Here is a 20,974-nt window from a genome sequence, read left to right on the forward strand (position 1 = left end):
AGTACCTTGAGGCTGTGAATGTCGTTTAATCTATCCCTATTGCCGCCTGACGAAAAAAACAAAATCGAACTGGATAAGCAGGCGTCGTTTTTGGTTTGGAAGCTCAGAGAGGCCAAATCTGGTCCTGAAGCAATAGAAGAACAGTTGTCCAAGATTAACGATGCTGATGAAAAGGCGTTTTTCCAGCAATCGGTCGAAAAGTACAAACGAGTAATGGGTGTCGCTTAACGCGAACCGTGGCAATGGTTCAATCCAATGCGACGAATGAGGTAACCTCCCTATTCCTTTGCTAAGCGAAATTGAAAAGGTTTCGCTTTTTGCTAAAATCCTTCGCATTAAATTTGAATTTAGAGAGACATCCCGATGGGAAGAAGTTTTGAAGTGCGCAAAGCCTCTATGGCGAAAACTGCAGGCGCGAAAATTAAAGTTTATTCCAAATACGGTAAAGAAATTTACATGTGCGCGAAAAACGGTGGTGGTGATCCAGACATGAACTTGTCTTTGAAACACCTGATCGCAAAAGCGAAAAAAGACCAAGTTCCTGCGCACGTTATCGATAAAGCGATCGACAAAGCGAACGGTGGCGGTGGTGAAGACTACACTCCAGCACGTTACGAAGGCTTCGGCCCTGGCGGTACTAGCGTTATCGTTGACTGTCTAACAGACAACGGCAACCGTACTTTCCAAGATGTACGCCAATGCTTTGTGAAAGTCGGTGCGAAAATTGGTGTTGAGGGCTCGGTTTCTCACATGTTCGATCACCAAGCGGTATTCCAGTTCAAAGGCGACGATGATGAAATCATCCTAGAAACGCTAATGATGGAAGACGTAGACGTTACTGACGTTGAGCTAGAAGACGGTGTTATCACTGTATTCGCACCTCACACAGAATTCTTCAAAACAAAAACTGCGCTTAACGGTGCATTCCCAGATCTAACGATCGATGTTGAAGAAATCACATTCGTTCCGCAAACTCATACGCCTGTATCGGGTGAAGATGCTGAGAAATTCCAGAAATTCCTAGATCTTCTAGATGACTGTGATGATGTTCAGCAGGTTTACCACAACGCAGAGCTGTAATTAATTCGCTCATATCGTTGTAAAAAGGCTTCCTTAGGGAAGCCTTTTTTGATCGCTTTTTCTCAAGCAACGCTATGCGTTACGATATTTGGAATAACACAGCGACATGATTACACCAAAACAGATACCTTGAGTTAGCATCGCCGTGCCGCCATAGCTAAAGAAGGGAAGTGGGCTACCCATTACTGGCAACAAGCCACTCACCATGCCCGTATTGATAAAAGCATACAGAAAAAAGCTCATCGCTAATGCGCCACTTACCAGCCGACTAAAAAAGTGGTCAGACTGACATGCAAGCAACATAACGCGTGCAGTAATAAACAAGTACAATGCGAGTAAGACTAAACTGCCAACAAAGCCCCATTCTTCCGCATAGGTCGAAAAAATAAAGTCCGTATGACTTTCTGGAATAAAGCCAAGTGTTCCCTGCGTTGCATTCATCCAACCTTTGCCTTTCATACCGCCTGAGCCAATCGCAATCAAAGATTGGATGATTTGGTAGCCCGAACCCAGTGGATCGGACTCAGGGTGCAAGAACTGTGTTACACGGCTCTTTTGATAGGTTTCCATAACGAAGAACCATAAAATAGGTGCTAACGTTAAAATGCTCGCAATAAACCCGCAGATTATTTTCCAGCTCATGCCAGCCAAAAACAAAACGAACAATGCATAAATGATGGTAAAAACTGCACCGTCTAAATCCGGTTGTAGCGCGATTAACCCGGCAGGAATCATTGTAATAAGTAAGCAAAACGCAATTTTCCGACTGTCTGGTCGACCTCCTTCAATATGCAGCATCCAGGCGATCATGATTGGAATGGAAAGTTTGATTAGCTCAGACGGTTGAAAGCGGAAGAAGCCGATATCGAGCCAACGTTGAGAGCCATTGGTGCTATCACCAAATAAAGCGACAGCAAGTAGCAGAGCAACCGCAATAATGTAGAGATATGGAGCTGAGCGCTGATAGCTGGACGCTGGAATCGAGGACATGACCAAGATGCAAACTAATGTCAGTCCGCAGCGCGCCAAATGTTTGAAGAGCATCGCCTCATTAAAGCTACTGGCACTCCAGAGTGTGAGCGAACTTAACAGCATGATCGGAATGATCGCCATGAGCAGTGGCAAATCAACTCTTAGGAAATAACGCTTATTCATTTTCAACGACCTAATAACGCACCTATTTTGAGTGCGAAAACAACTAAAACTCGAAGAGTTCAAACTATTCCGATGCTAAGAATCTCGATTTCGAAACAACAGACACCATGCAAAGGTGTGTAAGAAAGGAGAGTGCGACACTGTCTGTTATGGGTAGCTGTGGGATGGATAAATACACTAGCCTCAGATTTTAAGCCAGTGTTTTTATTGTGACTGCCGTAAAAATGTAGAGTTACGAATGAGCGGAATTGTATTTTCTGTTTAAGTGAATGTCATTCATCCTCTCTCAATACCATTCACTCTGCATAACTGCCATTGGTCGCATGCAAAAGCAGCGTGCGACCTTCTCCCTTAATCTGAAACCATCAAATCACGTTCAACTAAGGACAGTACATGATGGTTTCTCAATCTCGCTCAATCAAAGCTCTTAAACTGGCAAGTACGTTTATCGCCGCATTTGCACTTAGCAGCAATCTGGCTCTGGCTAACCCAAGCGAGCGCACACTCAGTCAATTCAACCAAGCGGCGCAGGGTGACTCTGGCTTAGTTGATACTGTTTATGGCGAACTATCCAAACAACTCGAAGAGCAGGGCGCAACGCCGGTGACCTTGGTTTACTTGGGCAGTGCTGAGACGTTGCAAGGTCGTGAGGCGTTTATGCCTTGGAACAAGATGAAGTTCACCGAGCGCGGTCTTGCCACAATCCAAAAAGGTTTGGATCTAATGGCGAATCAGCCAGTACCACTGCAAGAGCAACAGCGCTTACAAGGCTTGCCGGAATACCAATTAGCCACCGCCATGGCAGCCACTACGTTTACCTCTCTGCCAGACATGTTCAATCACTTTGAGCGTGGCTACGAGCTGTACCTTTCATTGCTCGATGAGCCGAGTTTTAGCCAACAACCTTTCGCGGCTACTTCGTGGATTTATCGCTACGCCATTGAAGCAGCACTACGCGCTGAAGATGTTCAACAAGCCAAAACATGGTTAGCGCAAATGGAGAAGTTGGGTGGCAGCAATTTAGAAACGCAAACCGCGAAAGCGCTGCTAGCGAAATAGTAGGGAGGCGTCATGATCGTTTTTAATCAACTTAGCCGCGATTACGCCCTTGGCAGCCAAACCGTGCGTGCATTGCGAGACGTGTCTGGTGAAGTATTTGCCGGCGAAATGGTGGCATTGTGTGGACCGTCGGGCTCAGGCAAAAGCACCTTACTTAACGTGCTTGGCATGCTGGATACTCAATACCAAGGTCAGGTGACATTTGCAGGCAGCCCATACCCAACCGGACAAATGCATGCGGCGAAAATGCGCCGAGAAAAGCTTGGTTTTGTGTTCCAAAAATTCAATCTTGTCCCCGTGATGACGGCGCTAGAGAACGTGGCTTATCCGCTGCATCTCAACGGCTTTTCAAAAGCAGAACAAACCGAGCTCGCCACACAAATGCTAGAACACGTTGGGTTGGGTGAGTTTATTCATCACATGCCCGATAACTTGTCGGGCGGTCAGCAGCAGCGTGTGGCAATTGCTCGTGCGTTAGTACACAAACCGGCGTTGGTGATTGCCGATGAGCCAACCGCAAGCCTTGATAGCCAAACTGCCAACAAGGTCATCGACATTATGAAAGGGCTCGGACACGAGCTAGGCACCACTTTTATCGTCGCCACTCACGACCCTCGCATGGCATCCCGTTGTGAGCGCACCATTGAATTGGTGGATGGCAAAATTACCCAAACGCACGCAAGTGTGGAGGAGGTTTCATGGGCAAGCTAATTCCTGTTTCGGTTCGCCTTGCTTGGTTGAACCTGCAACGTAATCGCCGCCGCAGTTTGTTGTCGATGCTGATCATCGCTATTGCCGTGTTTGCGTTAACCAGTGCGGGCGGTTTTGGTCTGTACACCTATGACAGTTTGAAAGAATCGACAGCGCGTGACACGGGGCATCTGACGTTAACCACGCCGGGTTATTTCGCCAAAGAAGAAGAGATGCCACTGAGTAACGGTTTAACTCATGCAGACGACATTACCAAGCAATTGATTGGCTTGAATGAAGTGCGAGGCGTGCAGCCACGAGTTGAGTTCAGCGGTTTGATTTCCAACGGCAACAAGTCCTCGATCTTTATCGGCATTGGCGTGAACGAACGCGAATTCGATATGAAAGGACCGTTTTTGGACGTGCGCGAAGGGCAGACGCTGTCCAACATTCATGCATCGCGTTATGACCCTACAGAGCCAGAAGTGATGCTTGGCGTTGATTTAGCGAACAACCTAAGCGTGCATGTTGGTGATTGGATTACCTTGCTGGCGACCACAACCGACGGCGCATTGAACGCGTATGACTTCAAAGTGCGTGGCATCTACTCAACAGGCGTGCCTGAGCTTGATAAACGCCAGCTTTACGTACACATCAACAGCGCGCAATCGCTGCTCGGTTCAGACAAAGTCAGTGCGTTATCGGTCTTCCTGTTCGATACCAGTTTAACGAGCCAAGTCGAGCAACAAGTGGCTTCGGTTTTGAGTAAGCAAAAGCAGAACTTTGGCGAGCAAGATATTGAGATCACGCCTTGGCAAGAACGTGCGTTCTTCTATCTCAAAGTGAAAGATTTGTACGACCGCATCTTCGGCATCATGGGCGCAGTAATGGCGTTGGTAGTCTTTGTCGCCCTGTTCAACACCATGACCATGTCGGTCACCGAGCGTACACGTGAAATCGGCACCTTGTCGGCGCTTGGGAGCTACCCTCGCGAAATCATTGCTGGGTTCTTGCGCGAAGCAGGGTTACTTGCGGTGATTGGCAGCTTAATTGGTGCTTTGTTTACAGGGTTAGTTACCGTCTTACTGATGGTCGTGGATGTGCAAATGCCGCCACCACCAGGACGTACAGAAGGTTATCCATTGACGATTTACTTCTCTTGGGAGCTGGTGGCTATAGCAGGATTTGCAGTAATGATGATTTGTTTGATTGCAGCGTTTTTCTCGGCGCGCAAAGGGGTGAATAAGCCAATTACGGAGGCACTGATTTATGTTTAATTTCAAATCACTATTACCAATTGCACTGCTGATGGTAACTGGCGTTGCAAGCATGAATGTCAGTGCGAATGAAACAGCACTAGATACACAGCAAGTCGCTCAATTGATTGAAAAAGCCGACAGCTACCGCTTGCAAGATGACTCCTCCAAAGTGGTGTCACTGGTGCGCTTATATCAAGACCAAGAATTAGATAAAACTCGCCTTTACCACGTGTACACGCGTCCAAATCGTGAATCGCTGGTGGTGTTCAAATCAGCAGTCGAAGCTGGGCAAAAGATGCTGATGATGGGCGACAACTACTGGCTGCAAATGCCAAAGAGCCGCCGTCCGATTCGCATTACGCCAATGCAGAAGCTGCTTGGTGAAGCGTCTATCGGCGACATCTCAACCCTGACGTGGAGCCAAGATTATCAAGGTGAATGGAAAGCGACAGAAACCGTTTCGGTAAACGGGGAAAGTGTCGCGGCTTATCACCTTGCTTTAACCGCGAAAACCAAAGGGGCGAGTTATCAGAAGATCGACTTATGGTTGTCTGAGCAAGATGCATTTCCAATCAAAGCCGATCTCTACTTGCGCTCTGGCAAACTCGCCAAGCAAGCGCAATACGGACGTGCAACTGACAACGGTGAAGACTACGTCAGTGAGATGACCTTGCTTGATAGCATTCAGCCGAGCAAAAAGACCGTTATCGAGTATCAAGAAATCGTGCCTTGGCAGCTGGATAACAAGTTCTACAACCCAAGTTATTTGCCAAAAGCCAACACGACTCAGCTTTAGTCTGAGCTTCGTAAATAGAACCATAAAAACGAGCAAGGAAGTCACATGAAACCGCACCAGCCTAACCTTAACAAAAGCACCAGTTTGTTGATTGCTGCGTCGTTGTGTGTGGGCACAGCAGCCCCAGTTTTTGCCAATGATGAGCTGAGTTTTGAGTGGGATTGGGCTGTCAGCTACGAAACTGCCAAGCAGCGTGATAGCGCATTTATGCAAGCGCAGGGCAGTTCTCGTGATTCACTTAATGCACTGTTGGATGTACAGGTGAATTATCACAACTTCAGTGGCTTGTTTGCTCTGTACAGCCAAGGTTTGTACCTCAATCAACAAGGAAAGAGAGATTGGTGGAGTGAAGCTGATAACCAATTGCTGATTCGAGAGCTGGCTTGGCTAGGGGAGTGGCAAGTCGGTGACACCACACTTGATGTGAGCTTAGGTAAGCTGCGCGTTGATTGGGGCGTGGGTTATGGCTACCGACCCTTAGATCTGTTTAAGCCTTATCGACAAAACCCGGTTGGCTTAGTCGCAGAAGAGGGGGCGGGTGTGTTTTCACTTTCACACTACGATATGGAAGGCGAGTGGACGGTGATTGCGACGGACTCAAGCTGGGGGCAACAAGACCAAAGTGCACTGGATCAAGCCGCAGAGCAGCAAGGTGTTGGTATTCGTCGTTATGCGCTGGTGGGTGATACCGAGTATCAACTTATTGGTTATTACGATGATGTGCGCCGAGGCTTACTTGGCGCCAGTGCCATCGCCGTGTGGGATGAATCCATCGCCATGCACGGTTCCATGCTGTGGCAAAAGCAAAGTGTCGGCTATCAGTTTCAGCAAGACGATCTTTACCAACCTGTTTCGGTTGAGAAGCAGGGCAGCGCATTCCAAGCCTTGATTGGATTGAACTGGGCAAACCAAGCCGGACACAACGTGATTGCTGAATATTGGTACGACAGCCGAGCATGGTCGAAAAACGAATGGCAACAAGCAATAGAGCGTGGAGAATTTCTCTCTCGGATCCCTGATCCTAACAACTCTCTGTTGGCTAGCAGCGCTCTACTTGCGACAAGCTACGCCCAAGGGTTTCAGCATGCCAATATCGTTCAGCATAACCTAATGCTGCACTGGAGTTGGGATTTGGAAGCGTGGGCTGCATGGAGCGGTAAAGCGGATATGGGCTGGTTAAGTGATGTAACCCCTACGTTGGATGTGATGCTGTCGCCACAAGATGGCGGTGTGATTGTCACGCAGTGGCTTAACTACCAATGGATTGATACTGGCGATCAAAGTGTAGAAGTGGAAGTTGCCGCACGCTTTTTAACCGGAGACGACCAATCTGCTTACGCACAAATCAATGATAAGCATATGATTGTATTTAACATCAAAGGGAAATTCTAAATGTGTTCAGCAAAATCAGTGGTGAAAAGTGGATGGCCGCGTAGCTTATTAGTGACCACGGCATTTTGTTTCTTTATCGCAGCAATGACTCTCTCGGTTTGGGGCGGTCCATTCTACATTCATGTGGCGGTTAGCTTTGGATTTGGCTATTCGGCTATTTTCTTCTCATGGCTTGTCGATCGCCTGTTTCCTACCATTCCTCGTTTGGCGGAAGTGGCTATCTCTTTGACGGCTTGCCTATTGTTTGGCGTGGTGAACGCCCAGCTTTGGCTTGGGGAATACTTCGGTATCTCAAGTATGCTGTCGGTTGGTCTCATGGGATTGTTATTCAGCGCCATGTGCTTTTTCTATTTCTATTCACGCGAGCAACATGCGATCGCTCAGCGAGAGTTGGAAGCCATCAAGCGCGAGAAAGCAGAGCAAGATCGTGCGCTATTGCTGAGTCAGCTTAAGCAGATGCAAAGCCAGATTGAACCGCATTTCTTATTCAATACTTTGGCAAATATCAGTGCGCTCATGTCGCAAGATGTCGATAAAGCCAAGCTGATGCTAGAACAGTTAACCGCGCTACTGCGTGCAACGCTTAAAAGCTCACGCGAAGAACACACCACCATAGACAATGAAACGGCGTTACTTGAGGCTTACTTAGGCATCCAGCAAACCCGTTTAGGTGACCGACTCAGCTACAAGATTGAGGTGGAAGAGGGACTAGGCAGAACCGAGTTACCGCCAATGATGCTCCAACCTTTAATCGAAAACGCCATCATCCATGGTATTGAACCGAAGCGAGAAGGTGGCGAAGTCAGCTTACTCATTAAGCGCGAACAACAGAACTTGAAGATTGAAGTCAGAGACACGGGTGTTGGCTTGAATCACGTGAGTGGGCACATGGGCTCTGGCGTCGGTTTAAGTAATCTCAAGCAGCGAGTTGAAGCTTTGTTCGCAGGGCAAGGAGAGGTTTCTATCAGTGAGTCTGCTCAGGGTGGCGTTTGTGTTCGCTTGACCTGGCCAATGGAATCGTAAGCAAGGAAGAAAGGAATGAATACAGGGTTTACTGCCATTATTGCTGATGATGAACCGCTATTGAGGCGTCATCTTGATAAAAGCCTAGCTGAAGTGTGGCCAGAGCTAGAGGTGATAGCCAAAGTCGCAGATGGTGAACAAGCGTTGCAAGCCATTGAGAAAAACCAACCTGACATTGCGTTTCTTGATATTCGTATGCCAGTTCTGGATGGCATGACACTAGCGCAAAAACTCAATCAACTCGCCAATCCACCTTTGATTGTGTTTGTTACCGCGTACGATGATTACGCCATCAAAGCCTTTGAACAAAATGCCGCCGATTATTTGCTTAAGCCTATCTCGGATGAGCGCCTCCTGACGACGTGTGAAAGAGTGAAAGCACGCCTTGCTAAGCGAGAGCAAGAAAGCAGTAATGTGCAGATGAGCAGCCTGTTAGAACAGTTGCAGCAATTATCCGCGCCACAAACGCCGCAATATCTTCAGTGGATTAAAGCGACGCAAGGGGAAGATATTCATCTGATTGCTACGTCTGATGTGTTGTATTTCAAAGCGGAAGAAAAATACGTTTCTGTGTATGCCCAACAAGGACAAGGCAAAGTACAGGAGTATTTGATTCGCACATCGTTGAAAGAGTTGATAGGGCAGCTTAACCCAGAACAGTTCTGGCAAGTGCACCGTTCAAGCGTGGTGCAAGTGTGCAAAATTAGCAAAGTAAACAAAGACTTTGCTGGCAGAATGTTTGTTCACGTTGGAGAAAACAAGCTCCCTGTGAGCCGTGCATCTCAAAGTTTATTCAAAGGAATGTAATCGCTAGAACTGCTCACTCTTTACACTGTAAACTCGCTGCTCTTAACCCACATTATCAAGGAAGATAAATGAGTTATCGCGTAACCCTGTTAAATGCGACGGGAGAACTGTCTCCAATCTCTGAGTATTTGCATCAGAAACTTGATGATCTGAGCTCACAACTTTCTAGTTACTTTGATTTAAGTAACGTCGACCTAACCGTTAGCCCGTTTGATCGCAATGACGTACCGCAGACGGGGATTGGTGGCTATTGCTTAAGTGCCTATCGTGTAGAGGTTCTGCTTGATACTCAACGTACTGATATTAAAAACGTTATTGAGAAAGAAATAGCTGCGGTGTTAGCGCATGAGTTGCATCACCTGTTCCGTATGCGAGCGGGAGAAAGTGGCGTTGCACTTGGTGATGTACTAATTATGGAAGGGTTAGCTTGTCACTTCGAACGTAAGGTGAATGGCGGCGTCACTCCGAGCTTGTTTGAGCAAATCAAAGATCAAGATTGGCGCCCTTTCTACGCTGAGATGAAAGGCAAGTTGACCAGCTTAGATTACAACTTCGACGCTTACTTTCTTGGCAGCGATGAAAGCCGCTGGCCGAAATACATGGGGTATTGGGTTGGGTACAACCTTGTTGCTGAATATCTGGCTGATTTTCAAGGCTCTGAACTGGATTTGGTTGGAGCCAAAGCTGAGCTTTTCTATCAATAACTTCGGCACAAGCCAAACTATACCCAAGTAACCTCGAGATGCTAGGTTCAGCGAGAATGACTTGGTTTGTAGACGCGGCGGCGATTTAAAGGTTTGGTGGGCCCAATTCGAGAATCGACAACAAAGTATACAATCCAAGACCCTTACTATTTGTAAAGAGGGCCCTTTGGGAGCGTGTCATTGACTCGACTTCTGTGTCAAACAACTTGGAAAGAGCTGGCTATTACGCTGCGTTGTTTTCCTTGACCTCGAATCAATGACAACGCTCTGAATCCTGCATCTTGAAGTCACTTGGGTATAATCGGCTGAGTCATAAAAACAAAAAGCGCCTAGATCATAAGACGTTAGGCGCTTTCTTCGTTTTATAACGACGATTTCTCCGCAGAGGCGAATGGGCTTATTCGTTGACTGTCACTTTCTCGATAATGATTGGATCGCATGGCACATCATCGTGGCCAAACTTAGAGGTAGTTTTCACTTTCGCGATGCGGTTTACGACATCCATACCCGCAGTCACTTTACCAAACACGGCGTAGCCCCAGCCTAGGTTGGTGGTTGCGGAGTGGTCTAGGAAATCATTGTCTTCTAAGTTAATGAAGAATTGTGCTGTTGCAGAGTGCGGTGCATCGGTACGCGCCATTGCGATAGTACCAACAAGGTTCTTTAGACCACGGTTTGCTTCGTTCGCGATCGGTGCGCGTGTTGGCTTTTCTGCCATGTCTTCGGTGTGACCGCCACCTTGAATCATAAAGCCATCGATAACGCGGTGGAAAATGGTGCCGTTGTAGAAGCCATCTTCACAGTATTTTTTGAAGTTCTTTGAGCTAACTGGCGCTCGTTCTAGGTTCAGTTCAATCTCGATATCACCGAAATTGGTGGTCATAATAATCATCTGGTTTGCCCTTATGGGTGCTAAGTTGGCGGCATTATAGCTAAGTCGTATGAGGGTAGCAGAAATAAAAACAGCGACGTTTTGGCGTCGCTGTTTGCATGGAGAATGGGTGAGGAAAGCGTTAAACCGTAAAGCGACCGACCAAGTCGTACAGCTCGTTAGCTTTGTGGTTTAGGTTGCCACTACCTGCGCGGTTTTGATTCGCAAGGTGTGCCGATTGGCTGCTTTGTTGAGAGATGACTTCGATGCGTTGTGAAATCTCTTGGCCAACTTGGCTTTGCTCTTCGGTTGCTGTTGCGATCAGGGTGTTCATGTCCATGATGTTAGCAATTGCGGCTTGGATTTCTTGCAGTGCGGCAGAGGCAGCTCGTGCTTCCTCAACCGTTGCTTCACCACGCGCTTGGCTTGAGCCCATGGCTTTCACTGCCGCATCCGAGCCAGACTTCAATTGCTCAATCATTTGGTGAATTTCGCCTGTGCTGTCTTGAGTGCGACTCGCCAGTTTACGAACCTCATCGGCAACGACTGCGAAGCCGCGACCTTGTTCGCCTGCACGGGCTGCTTCAATGGCTGCGTTCAGTGCCAATAGGTTAGTTTGCTCGGCTATATCCTGAATCACTTCCAGAGAAGAAGAAATGTTTTTTACGTCGCTCTCTAAACGAGAAATCACCGTGCTGGCTTCCGACACCTCTAGCGCGAGTGCTTCGACAGAGTTCGCTGCTGAATCAACAATGTGTTTTGCTTGTTGTGAGTTTTCATCGGCGTCTCTGGCTGATTGCGCTGCTTGGTTAGCGTTGTTTGAAATCTCGTGCGCCGTTGCTGTCATCTCGGTCATTGCCGCAGCGACTTGTTCGGTCTCTTCACGTTGACCAGAAGCTAATTCATCCACTTGCGATGCACGCTGTGACATCTCGTTGGTCTCTGAAACCACTTCTTGTCCTACGTGGCTAACGCTCTTAATGATGCCTTGCAGGCTTTCAACGAAGATATTGAAGTTACGGCTAAGTTGGGTGAACTCCGGCACGCTCGATTCTTCCATGCGCGCGGTTAAATCTGCATCGCCTTGCGCGAAAGAGTGAATTGAAGCATCAAACTGCTCAATAGGCTTCATGATGCTGCGGTTAACAAACACGGCAAAGACTGCAACTATCGCTGTAATCGAGGCACAAAACAGGGCTATCGCAGTTAGTGTGGTGTTGAGATCTTCGTGTGCGGCTTTTTCCATGTCTGCCACAATGGCGTCGATATCGTCCGTGTAGAAACCCGTTCCCAACATCAAGTCCCATTCAGGAATAAAGACTGAGTAGCTCAGTTTCGGTAGTGCTTCACTCTGACCGAGTTTCGGGAAGTAATAAGTCGTGAACTCACCAGTTTTGGCATTTTTTAGCAAATCCTGAATCAGGTAATTGCCTTTCTTGTCCTGCAAGTTATAGAAGTTTTCCCCGATGCCTTTGGTGTTTTTACCCACCACGACGCGAACGCCTTTTGAATCATAACCAAAGATGTAGCCGGATTGACCAAACTCTAGTTGTTTCAAGATAGGCAGAGCCTCTTCCAGTGGGGCATTTTGTGCGAGTAGCGGCTCGACAGCGGAACGCGCCATTTGTACGTAACTTTTGAGTTCGGCTTTTTTCATCTCCATCATTCGACTTCGAGTTTGCTCAATCTCGTGCTCGTTGTAGGCCGTGGTTTGTACGTAGGTGAACCACATCATGCCTATTGCCATAGTTAGAATTGGAATTATTGAAAGGATATATAGTCGTTTTCTGATCGTCAGATTCATAGAGACGTCCTTCTCTCGGCGCAGCGTTACAAGTGACAAGCTGAATAAGCTTGCCTGATAAAAGTGTTAATACTTATTGTTGTAATGCTTAGAGATTAACCGAGTTACTCAATCAGAAGTACTGGAAATTTGTAAATCTAGACGAAGGTCGTAGCATTTTTAAGCGGGATCACAATTAACGTGAACACGACCCACTATTGCAACGAGAAGTCCCCGTTAACCAATATGAGACGCGATACCTATTCTTTGCGAATTTCAGGTAAAGCCAGTCAGCAACAGGTTTAACGAGGCGCCAACGCAGTGGAGCGTAGAGCCAACCGCGACCAACTAATTGCCACGCACGATGAGTCACGTCCAACCCAAGCAGAAGCTCCCCCTTTTCGTTGAGGGCGTGCAAAATGGTGTCGGCTTGTTCAGGATCGATCTGAGGATAATCTGCGAATGCATCACTATAGATATCGACGGTTTTGATTTGCTGCTTGGCATCGCGTTGTTTTAGCGCCTTCATCTCTTTGGCACAAAGCGGGCAGGTTCCGTCATAAAATATGGTGAGTTTTGTCATTGCGGTTTTCTTGTTTGAGATTTTCTAATCGCTTTTACGTGGCGAATTTTCTTTTGGTTCATTGTTTTGCAAATAATGCAGCCAATTGTCGCGAATGTTGCCGTAATTGAATTGGCAGAACTCTTTGCGATCACGCAGGTAGTCTTTTTCTACTTCATCGAGTAAGGCTTTGTATTGCTCAGGATCACTACCGTACACCAGACATAACGTTGAAAAGTAACGCTGCAAATCAAAGCTGTGTTCGTCAATGTACTCGCCAAAATCGTAGTAGTCCGGTCTGTCGTCGGATTCGAATGCGAACATGTCGGCGGCGCTAATGGCCATATCTGCGCCATCTTCTAGGAAGTCAATCATTAAAATAGTGGCAAAATTATCGACCGCATCTTCTTCTTTTCCGAGAACAGGGATGCTTTGATCTTCGATGTAAGCATGTCCAGCTTCATGAAGTAAAGTGTGCAATAACGTATCTAGCGCCCCTGTTTTTGGGGATTTTCCGAAGCGTTCTTCATACTGATTATTGGAGAAGTAATTGAGCGACTCCAAATAAAAAGTGTAAGGAACGTATATTGTGTGTGTATCAGGGTCATACATTGGACCATCTTCTCCGCCGTAAACCAGCGTGAGAGCTTTATCAAATGGAAAGTAGGCCTGAGATAGCTCAGCAAAGATGGTATTTACATCGCTGCTTTGAATCGATTGTTGGGCGATTTTTTCATGAGTTGTCTCTACGGGAGAATATTGAATACGAATGTTTTCAGCTGCTGTAGCTGATGAGACGACGCTGAGTAATAGCGCAGCGCAAAGCGAATGAATGTTCATGTGGGACTCTTGTTATTGAATAACTTGTATAAAAAATTATACATGTTTTTGCCTGATGCATAGTTGGGGTTGTACTCATTAGCCAAAGTCGGGACGTCGGTCTCGAAAAGCAATCATGATAACATCGCATATTTCGGCTGCTTGGTTGTCTAGGGCGTTTATCAAGACCTCTTGGATAAGAACGGCGGTGAAGTTATTAGCTATGCATCGTATTCTAAGAAGCTTACTGAGTAACTGTGCTTCGATCTTTATCTGTAAAAATGATAATAGGCAGTTAATCATTGCAAGGTTTAACCATGGGGTTGGTGAATGTCACTGAATTGAAGAAAATTATCAGCGATATGTTATAATCCTGCTCCGTTGTAACGAAAACGTTTGTTGCAGCCTGAGAGTTTCCTTGGATTCGGCTCGTTTATACACCATGAGCCAGAGTTGAAAAGCTACGACAGGAACAGGCAAACCCAATTGTTTTGAACGCGCTCTCGGCGTTTAGCGGTTACAACGGGAAGGAACTTTGTTTGATAGTAATTGACACATTCTGTTTAAGTAAGGGAGCCCGAAGTGGTTCAGAAAGTGTCACCCAGAATTTACTCACAACACGACACCCCAAGCGATAACGCACAGGTATTGCGAGGGGCCATTTGAAGGAGCTGTATCAGCTCCTTTCACATTTAAGGGCTTGCTAACAGCGTAAAAACTGACACATCGCTTAAGGAGCGCCCCTTAAACTAGCCTAAGGCGCATCTACACCAACTTTTTGAGTATTTTCGAAACAATAAAGCGAGAAAATTTGCTATTGAACGAAGGTTAAACTAACACTCATTCATTACGGAGAATGAAGAGAACAATAATAAGAGGCGATATGAATCATTTAATATCTGTAGGTGCACTGGAGTCCTTCTTGGTCGCAATCAGTGTGCTTTTCCTGGGGCATTTTATTAATGCTAAGCTACCGATTTTAAAGAAATTCAACATACCTGAGCCGATTGTAGGTGGTCTTATTGTGGCCTGCATGATTACTGCTCTTCATTTCAACGGCATCGACTTAGAGTTCGACTTGCCATTACAAAATACGTTTATGTTAATGTTTTTTGCGACGGTTGGTTTGGCCGCAAATTACACTCAGTTGATGAAAGGAGGTGCGAAGGTTTTTATCTTCTTAGCTGTCGCATCGTTTTACATCATCATACAAAACGGCGTTGGCGTTTCACTCGCGGCGGCGCTCGGTTTAGATCCTTTGATGGGGTTAATTGCTGGCTCGATTACTCTGTCAGGTGGTCATGGTACAGGTGCTGCGTGGTCACAAACCTTTCAAGACGTGTATGGATTGGATAACGTCTTAGAAATTGCAATGGCATCAGCGACTTTTGGTTTGATCATCGGCGGTATCATTGGTAGCCCTGTAGCGCAGCGCCTCGTAGAAAAAAACAGCATTGAATCGGAGTATGGTCGTGGTGGTCGAGATGCCAAAACTCACGAAAAATTCCCTGAGTTGGTGACCTACAACGAATATGAAGAAGATAAAGTAACGGCGAAAAAAGTGGTTGAGAAACTCTTCTTCCTACTGATCTGTGTTACTGGGGCGAAGTATGTTGAGCAATGGGTTAGCACGTATGAAATCTCATGGTTGATGATTCCAGACTTTGTATATGCGCTGTTCATTGGTGTGATCATTACGAATTTCTTGGAAGTGACCAAGATTCGTAAGTTAGATGCCGAAACGGTCGATATGTTAGGTACGGTATCGCTATCTCTGTTCCTAGCGATGGCTCTGATGAGCTTGAAGTTATGGAATATCTTTGATCTAGCGATTCCATTCTTGGTTATTTTAGCTGTGCAGTCTGTCGTCTTAGCTATCTTTACGTACTATGTTACGTTCAAAGTGATGGGAAGCAACTACGATGCTGCGGTTATTGCAGGGGGGCACTGCGGTTTTGGCTTGGGTGCAACCCCAACAGCCGTAATGAACATGGGTTCAATCGTTAACCGATTTGGCCCGTCGCCACAAGCATTTATGGTGGTGCCAATTGTGGGCGCTTTCTTTATCGACATCGTCAACTTAATTATCTTGCAAGGCTACATTTCATTCCTTGGTTAAAGTTAAGTGGATGAGCTCCTAGAGGCGAAATAAAAACGGTCACAACACTGGTTGTGACCGTTTTTTTATGACTTGGTTTGGTCGTTTATTGAACGAAGCATTATTGGATAGTTCGGCTGAACTTGAGGCTAGCTGTCCAACCAAGAATACCAATGAAGGCGTAAATGCCAACGTTTAACCAACCCGCTTGAGGAATGGCATTGAATGGGTTTGGTGTAATAATGGCGTGCAGCGGAAGGTAAAGCACTTCGGAGAAAAACTGATCTAGCCCGTAGAAACCAAAAAGTGCGATAGGCATCCAACGCAGCGCATAAATGGCGATAAACAAAATGACCAGTGGTGAGTTCACTTTTTGTGAAATAGCCATCGCAGTTAATGCCAGCGGTAACAGCAGAATACCGGCGAAAAACATTCTGATTAAAAACTCTCCCCAATGCAGCAGCACGTAACCTAACGAGGCTTGGCGGTACAATAAAGCCAATTGGTGATCAGTAGAGATGTTCAGCAACCACAACATTAAATTTGCAGCGAGTACGAGCACCGAGCAGACGAGCGGAATCACCAATAAGCCAAATCCTAGCTTCACTAAATGGGTTTTTATGTCACTGACAGGCATACTGCGCCAAAACATAATGCTGCCTTCCGCCCGTTCTTTGCGTAGCGTTCTTGGGAAGTACTGAACGGCTAACAAGATAGACAGCAGCCCTGCTCCTCCGGTTATCAACGTATTGACATCATCACCAAGCTCTTTGTGAATGTCACTGACATCGCCACCAAAGCTCATTTGGAAAAACATATTGTGTTGTAGAGTGTCGTTACTCATTAAACTCACAAAGAGAATAACTCCACACGCCAACACAAACAGTGGAATACGTAAAACAAGAGGGTTTTCTAACCACTCTTTTTGCAACATCGCGACAACTGAACGCATTACGCTGCCTCCTTCTGCAATGCTAAAAATAAATCCGCTAACTTCACCCCATGGATGGAGCCCATTGTTTCTGCTTGTTGGGCATACTGGGCTTTGAGTAACCATTTCGTTGAACCGAGGCCTTTTTGTGACGAGAGTGGGTTCATCGCTTCAATTTGTGTGCGGTGCTCGTCGTTGGCTTCAAGAATGAAATAGTCTTCACTGATACTGTCCATCGAGGTTTGCAGAACGGGGCGACCATGCTTAAGAATCAGAACATCTGTCAGCAAGTGCTCAATCTCTGATACTTCATGACTGGCGATGATCAACACGCGCTCGCCGTCGTGAAACCATTCCAATAAGTGACGATAAAACGTCTCGCGATACACGAGATCTAACCCGAGTGTCGGTTCATCCAATATGAGGATTTGGGTGTTGGTCGCGATCACAATCGCGAGGTGTAATTGCACCTTCATCCCTTTGGATAAAGATTTGATACGCGCACGAGGTTTGATGTCCGTTTGACGAAGTAGCGTATCTGCTTGGGCGCGATTGAACCCTGGATGCACGCCCTCGGTATAGTTAAGCAGTTGAGCAACGGTCATCCAATCTGGCAGAACGTTGACATCCGAGATGTAGGATAAGCTCTGCATTATCTTGTCGCGTTGCATAATGGGTTCAAATCCGTTGATACGAATAGTGCCCTGATATTCATGTGCACCGAGTAGGGCATTAATAAGCGTTGATTTACCTGCGCCATTATGGCCGAGTAAGCCAAGTACTTGTCCTGCATGTAGGTCGAAACTCACTTCATGCAGTGCTTCTCCTTGTTGCTGATATTGCTTGGATACGTTGTTTACACTGACTAATGCGCTCATTGGTCACCTTTCAAGTGTGGTTTTAGTTGTTGAATGAATTCGTCGAGTGACATATCCAGACGCTGTATTGTGTCGGCTATCTGCGGAATTTGTTGCTGAAGAAAACGTGCCTTCTCGTCTGCGAGTAATTTGAGCTTTGCTCCTGAAGCGACAAACATACCTTGACCGCGTTTTTTCTCCACTAGCCCGTCATCAACAAGCAATTGATAGCCTTTCATAACGGTGAGGTGGTTAATTTTCATATCTGCAGAGATGCTACGGACGGAGGGCAGAGCATCGCCTTCTTGCCAGACACCTTGCAGTATTTGCTGCGTGATCTGGTCTGCCAACTGTCGAAATATCGGTTGGCGATCATGCCAATTAGTCATGAGTGAATCTCTTGGTTGAGATGGTGTTATATATATGTATAACACCTAGTGCGTTAGAGAGAAAGTAATAATTTAAAACCTAGTGTATCCGCCTGTCTCATTCGCTCTAAATATCCACCTATGTGGTCGTTGTTTTGAGGTTTTGTTTTATATGGAAATTAATTGCTTCTCATAAGTTGAGAAGTGTTGTTTTTCTCTTCCCATCAATACACTTATCACCTGTTCTAAATGAATATTCTCACTGAATGATAATTAGCATAATTTTAGGTCTGCCTATTTCTTACTTGATGAGAATTGATGGTCAAAGAGGCCTAGAAAACAAAAGTTTCGAGAGGCAATCTGACTGGCTTAGGCACCTATCTCACGTTGAGCGCGTGCTCAATGAATGAGAAAGAGTAGAGTAAAGAGGTCTCATGAATCAGGTAATATCTATCGGCCCACAGGAGTCGTTCCTCGTCGCAATTTGCGTGTTGTTTTTAGGGCAGTTCATCAATACCAAGTTACCAACCTTAAAAAAATTTAATATTCCAGAGCCAATTGTTGGTGGTCTAGTGGTCGCTTGCGTCATCACGACGATGCACTTAAACGGTGTGGATGTTTCCTTTGATTTACCACTGCAAAACGTCTTTATGCTGATGTTTTTTGCAACCGTTGGCTTAGCGGCAAATTACACCCAACTGATTAAAGGCGGTGCGAAGGTTTTCATCTTCCTAGTTGTGGCATCGGTCTACATTCTTATCCAAAATGCGGTCGGCGTGTCCTTAGCAACAGCGTTGGGGTTAGATCCACTCATGGGGTTGATCGCCGGATCCATTACGCTTTCTGGCGGACATGGAACTGGAGCTGCGTGGTCGCAAACTTTTCAAGAAATGTATGGTTTGCATAATGTTCTAGAGGTGGCAATGGCTTCTGCTACATTTGGCTTGGTGATGGGAGGGATTATTGGCAGCCCTGTTGCACAAAAGCTACTAAACAAACACAACTTGGAATCGGAATACGGACGCACCAATCAAAGTCATCAGAGTTTCCCTGAACTGGTGACGTACAACGAACATGAGGAAGATCGTGTCACAGCGAAAAGAGTCGTTGAAAGCTTGTCCATCATTCTACTTTGCGTGACAGGCGCGAAGTATCTCGAGAGTTGGGTAAGCAGTTTTGACATCAAGTGGTTAATGATTCCCGATTTTGTTTATGCGCTGTTTATTGGTGTTGTTATCACTAACATCATGGAAGTGACGAAGGCGCGCAAGGTTGATTTAGAAACCGTTGATATTCTTGGCACGGTTGCACTATCTCTATTTCTTGCCATGGCCTTGATGAGTTTGAAATTGTGGAATATTTTCGATCTTGCGATCCCATTCCTTATTATTCTTGCTATTCAGTCGGCAGTGTTGGCGATGTTCACTTACTACGTAACATTCCGCATGATGGGAGGCAACTACGATGCGGCGGTGATCGCTAGCGGACACTGCGGTTTTGGGTTAGGTGCTACACCGACTGCAGTCATGAATATGGGCTCCATCGTGAGTCGATATGGTCCATCACCACAAGCATTTATGGTGGTTCCAATTGTCGGTGCATTCTTCATCGACATTGTGAATTTAGTGATTTTGCAAGGATGCATCGCTTTTATTAAATAACATTCGCTTTTTTACCGAAATAACAAAGCCAGCACCTATACGCTGGCTTTGCTATTTGTAACACGAAATCTTGTTTGCCTGACTTCAAGCCGTGAAATCAATGCGTTACTATGACGACATAGTGTTCAATTTTGCAGCAGCATGAGGTACCCACATGTCTGAAAAAATATCGACGTCGGCATTAGCGAAAATGCGCAAGGTAGAAGCTAAGCTGCTGTTTGCCGATCTCAAACGTGCAGGCTACATCGTTCGCCAAGATGAAAAGTGGATTTTGACCGAAGAAGGGGCAAAGTTTGGCGGTGAGTATGTGGATCACCCTAAATTTGGCCAGTTCATCGTCTGGCCGACCAACTTACATATTGAGCTGACTCCCAGCTCAGGGAAAACATTGAGCGCGACACAACTGGGTGAAAAGCTGAAATTGAATGCGAAGCGCATGAACCAGCTTTTGAGTGAACTGGGTTGGTTGACCAAATCCGAAGAGGGATGGAGTGTCACAGAAGCTGGTGTGCGCGCTGGTGGGCAGCAAAGAACCGATAAAGAAACACAAAATACCTTTGTCGTATGGCACGATGTGGTGCTGCGTAACAAGCGTCTTAAGCAGTCTGTCATTGAGTTTTTAGGGCAAGACGCGGAGTCACATTCTACGGATAAATCGTACTCAAGCTTTCGCCAAAAATTTGAAGCCAAGCACCGAACATTAGATGGGCATTACGTACGCTCTAAGGGTGAGTTGCTCATTGACAACTGGCTGTACTTGGCTGGTGTAGTGCACGCTTATGAGCGTCAGCTGCCGATTGACCAAGATGTCACTAGCGATTTTTACTTACCAGGCGGTAAAGTCTATTTGCAATTTTGGGGAAGTGACGATGGGGAGATGGCTCAGGCCGACCGTGAGACCATTCGTACTGTTTATAAGCAGCATCATTTCAACCTTATCGAAGTCGAACCGAGTGAACTAGACAAGTTGGATGAAGTGCTTCCTAAGCGTCTTCGTCAATTTGGTATTAAAGCTTATTAACGACTTAAGCCCCGCTGTTCAGATAAGAAAAAACCCGT

21 protein-coding genes are annotated in these 20,974 nt (G+C 46.2%); 13 read left to right on the forward strand and 8 right to left on the reverse strand.

Features of this window, described 5'->3' with window-relative positions; genetic code table 11:
- Nucleotides 1-18 precede the first annotated feature (18 nt).
- A complete protein-coding gene (locus R7D93_RS03550; protein WP_005374484.1) occupies nt 19-228 on the forward strand; it encodes a DUF3283 family protein in 210 nt (69 codons plus the stop codon).
- Nucleotides 229-363: 135 nt separating this feature from the next.
- A complete protein-coding gene (locus tag R7D93_RS03555) occupies nt 364-1,080 on the forward strand; it encodes a YebC/PmpR family DNA-binding transcriptional regulator (RefSeq protein ID WP_005374482.1) in 717 nt (238 codons plus the stop codon).
- A 72-nt stretch (nt 1,081-1,152) separates the two neighbouring features.
- Here R7D93_RS03555 and rodA read toward each other — a convergent pair whose 3' ends face one another.
- Entirely contained in the window at nt 1,153-2,235 is a 1,083-nt protein-coding gene (gene rodA / locus R7D93_RS03560; RefSeq protein ID WP_318129424.1) for a rod shape-determining protein RodA, read from the reverse strand.
- Nucleotides 2,236-2,628: 393 nt separating this feature from the next.
- On the opposite strand from rodA, the gene R7D93_RS03565 reads away from it, so the two are divergent.
- From R7D93_RS03565 to R7D93_RS03600, 8 genes are all read left to right on the forward strand, one after another.
- Nucleotides 2,629-3,294 (forward strand): hypothetical protein, encoded by a 666-nt coding sequence (locus tag R7D93_RS03565; protein ID WP_225495790.1) that lies wholly within the window; start codon nt 2,629-2,631, stop codon nt 3,292-3,294.
- A 12-nt stretch (nt 3,295-3,306) separates the two neighbouring features.
- Complete coding sequence (locus R7D93_RS03570; RefSeq protein WP_213867965.1) at nt 3,307-4,005, forward strand: ABC transporter ATP-binding protein; 699 nt, start codon at nt 3,307-3,309, stop codon at nt 4,003-4,005.
- Nucleotides 3,993-5,261: an ABC transporter permease gene (locus R7D93_RS03575; protein WP_213867966.1), complete on the forward strand. Its 1,269-nt coding sequence runs from the start codon at nt 3,993-3,995 to the stop codon at nt 5,259-5,261. The genes R7D93_RS03570 and R7D93_RS03575 overlap by 13 nt, the downstream gene beginning before the upstream one ends.
- Nucleotides 5,254-6,039 (forward strand): outer membrane lipoprotein-sorting protein, encoded by a 786-nt coding sequence (locus R7D93_RS03580; RefSeq protein WP_213867967.1) that lies wholly within the window; start codon nt 5,254-5,256, stop codon nt 6,037-6,039. The genes R7D93_RS03575 and R7D93_RS03580 overlap by 8 nt, the downstream gene beginning before the upstream one ends.
- A 45-nt stretch (nt 6,040-6,084) precedes the next feature.
- A complete protein-coding gene (locus R7D93_RS03585; protein ID WP_213867968.1) occupies nt 6,085-7,431 on the forward strand; it encodes a hypothetical protein in 1,347 nt (448 codons plus the stop codon).
- Nucleotides 7,432-8,454: a sensor histidine kinase gene (locus R7D93_RS03590; RefSeq protein ID WP_213867969.1), complete on the forward strand. Its 1,023-nt coding sequence runs from the start codon at nt 7,432-7,434 to the stop codon at nt 8,452-8,454.
- A 15-nt stretch (nt 8,455-8,469) separates the two neighbouring features.
- Nucleotides 8,470-9,261: a LytR/AlgR family response regulator transcription factor gene (locus R7D93_RS03595; protein ID WP_213867970.1), complete on the forward strand. Its 792-nt coding sequence runs from the start codon at nt 8,470-8,472 to the stop codon at nt 9,259-9,261.
- 68 nt (nt 9,262-9,329) lie between these two features.
- Complete coding sequence (locus R7D93_RS03600) at nt 9,330-9,965, forward strand: DUF2268 domain-containing putative Zn-dependent protease (protein WP_213867971.1); 636 nt, start codon at nt 9,330-9,332, stop codon at nt 9,963-9,965.
- Nucleotides 9,966-10,362: 397 nt separating this feature from the next.
- Here R7D93_RS03600 and R7D93_RS03605 read toward each other — a convergent pair whose 3' ends face one another.
- From R7D93_RS03605 to R7D93_RS03620, 4 genes are all read right to left on the reverse strand, one after another.
- On the reverse strand, nt 10,363-10,857 hold the full coding sequence (locus tag R7D93_RS03605; RefSeq protein WP_206225789.1) for a peptidylprolyl isomerase: 495 nt from the start codon (nt 10,855-10,857) through the stop codon (nt 10,363-10,365).
- Between the two features lie 121 nt (nt 10,858-10,978).
- Nucleotides 10,979-12,640 carry a methyl-accepting chemotaxis protein gene (locus R7D93_RS03610; RefSeq protein WP_025768726.1) on the reverse strand — a complete coding sequence of 554 codons (1,662 nt, stop codon included), beginning with the start codon at nt 12,638-12,640 and terminating at the stop codon, nt 10,979-10,981.
- A 175-nt stretch (nt 12,641-12,815) separates the two neighbouring features.
- Nucleotides 12,816-13,202, reverse strand: coding sequence for a thiol-disulfide oxidoreductase DCC family protein (locus R7D93_RS03615; protein ID WP_104980301.1), 387 nt, complete (start codon nt 13,200-13,202; stop codon nt 12,816-12,818).
- A 24-nt stretch (nt 13,203-13,226) separates the two neighbouring features.
- A complete protein-coding gene (locus R7D93_RS03620; protein ID WP_005383215.1) occupies nt 13,227-14,021 on the reverse strand; it encodes a DUF4344 domain-containing metallopeptidase in 795 nt (264 codons plus the stop codon).
- 862 nt (nt 14,022-14,883) lie between these two features.
- On the opposite strand from R7D93_RS03620, the gene gltS (R7D93_RS03625) reads away from it, so the two are divergent.
- Nucleotides 14,884-16,119 (forward strand): sodium/glutamate symporter, encoded by a 1,236-nt coding sequence (gene gltS, locus R7D93_RS03625; protein ID WP_005374448.1) that lies wholly within the window; start codon nt 14,884-14,886, stop codon nt 16,117-16,119.
- A 100-nt stretch (nt 16,120-16,219) separates the two neighbouring features.
- On the opposite strand, the gene R7D93_RS03630 is transcribed toward gltS (R7D93_RS03625), so the two are convergent.
- From R7D93_RS03630 to R7D93_RS03640, 3 genes are read right to left on the reverse strand one after another with little or no spacing between them, the layout of a single operon-like run.
- Nucleotides 16,220-17,050: a hypothetical protein gene (locus R7D93_RS03630; RefSeq protein ID WP_085569476.1), complete on the reverse strand. Its 831-nt coding sequence runs from the start codon at nt 17,048-17,050 to the stop codon at nt 16,220-16,222.
- Nucleotides 17,050-17,907, reverse strand: a complete 858-nt coding sequence (locus R7D93_RS03635) for an ABC transporter ATP-binding protein (RefSeq protein WP_005383221.1) — start codon at nt 17,905-17,907, stop codon at nt 17,050-17,052. Before R7D93_RS03635 ends, R7D93_RS03630 begins: the two co-directional genes overlap by 1 nt.
- Nucleotides 17,904-18,275: a GntR family transcriptional regulator gene (locus tag R7D93_RS03640; RefSeq protein WP_005374444.1), complete on the reverse strand. Its 372-nt coding sequence runs from the start codon at nt 18,273-18,275 to the stop codon at nt 17,904-17,906. The genes R7D93_RS03635 and R7D93_RS03640 overlap by 4 nt, the downstream gene beginning before the upstream one ends.
- Before the next feature lie 413 nt (nt 18,276-18,688).
- Between R7D93_RS03640 and gltS (R7D93_RS03645) the strand changes: the two genes are divergently transcribed.
- Complete coding sequence (gltS, locus tag R7D93_RS03645) at nt 18,689-19,915, forward strand: sodium/glutamate symporter (RefSeq protein ID WP_025768732.1); 1,227 nt, start codon at nt 18,689-18,691, stop codon at nt 19,913-19,915.
- A gap of 154 nt (nt 19,916-20,069) precedes the next feature.
- Nucleotides 20,070-20,936 (forward strand): hypothetical protein, encoded by an 867-nt coding sequence (locus R7D93_RS03650; protein WP_025768733.1) that lies wholly within the window; start codon nt 20,070-20,072, stop codon nt 20,934-20,936.
- Nucleotides 20,937-20,974: the final 38 nt, after the last annotated feature.

This window comes from Vibrio sp. YT-15 (assembly GCF_033337445.1).
Lineage (GTDB): Bacteria > Pseudomonadota > Gammaproteobacteria > Enterobacterales > Vibrionaceae > Vibrio > Vibrio alginolyticus.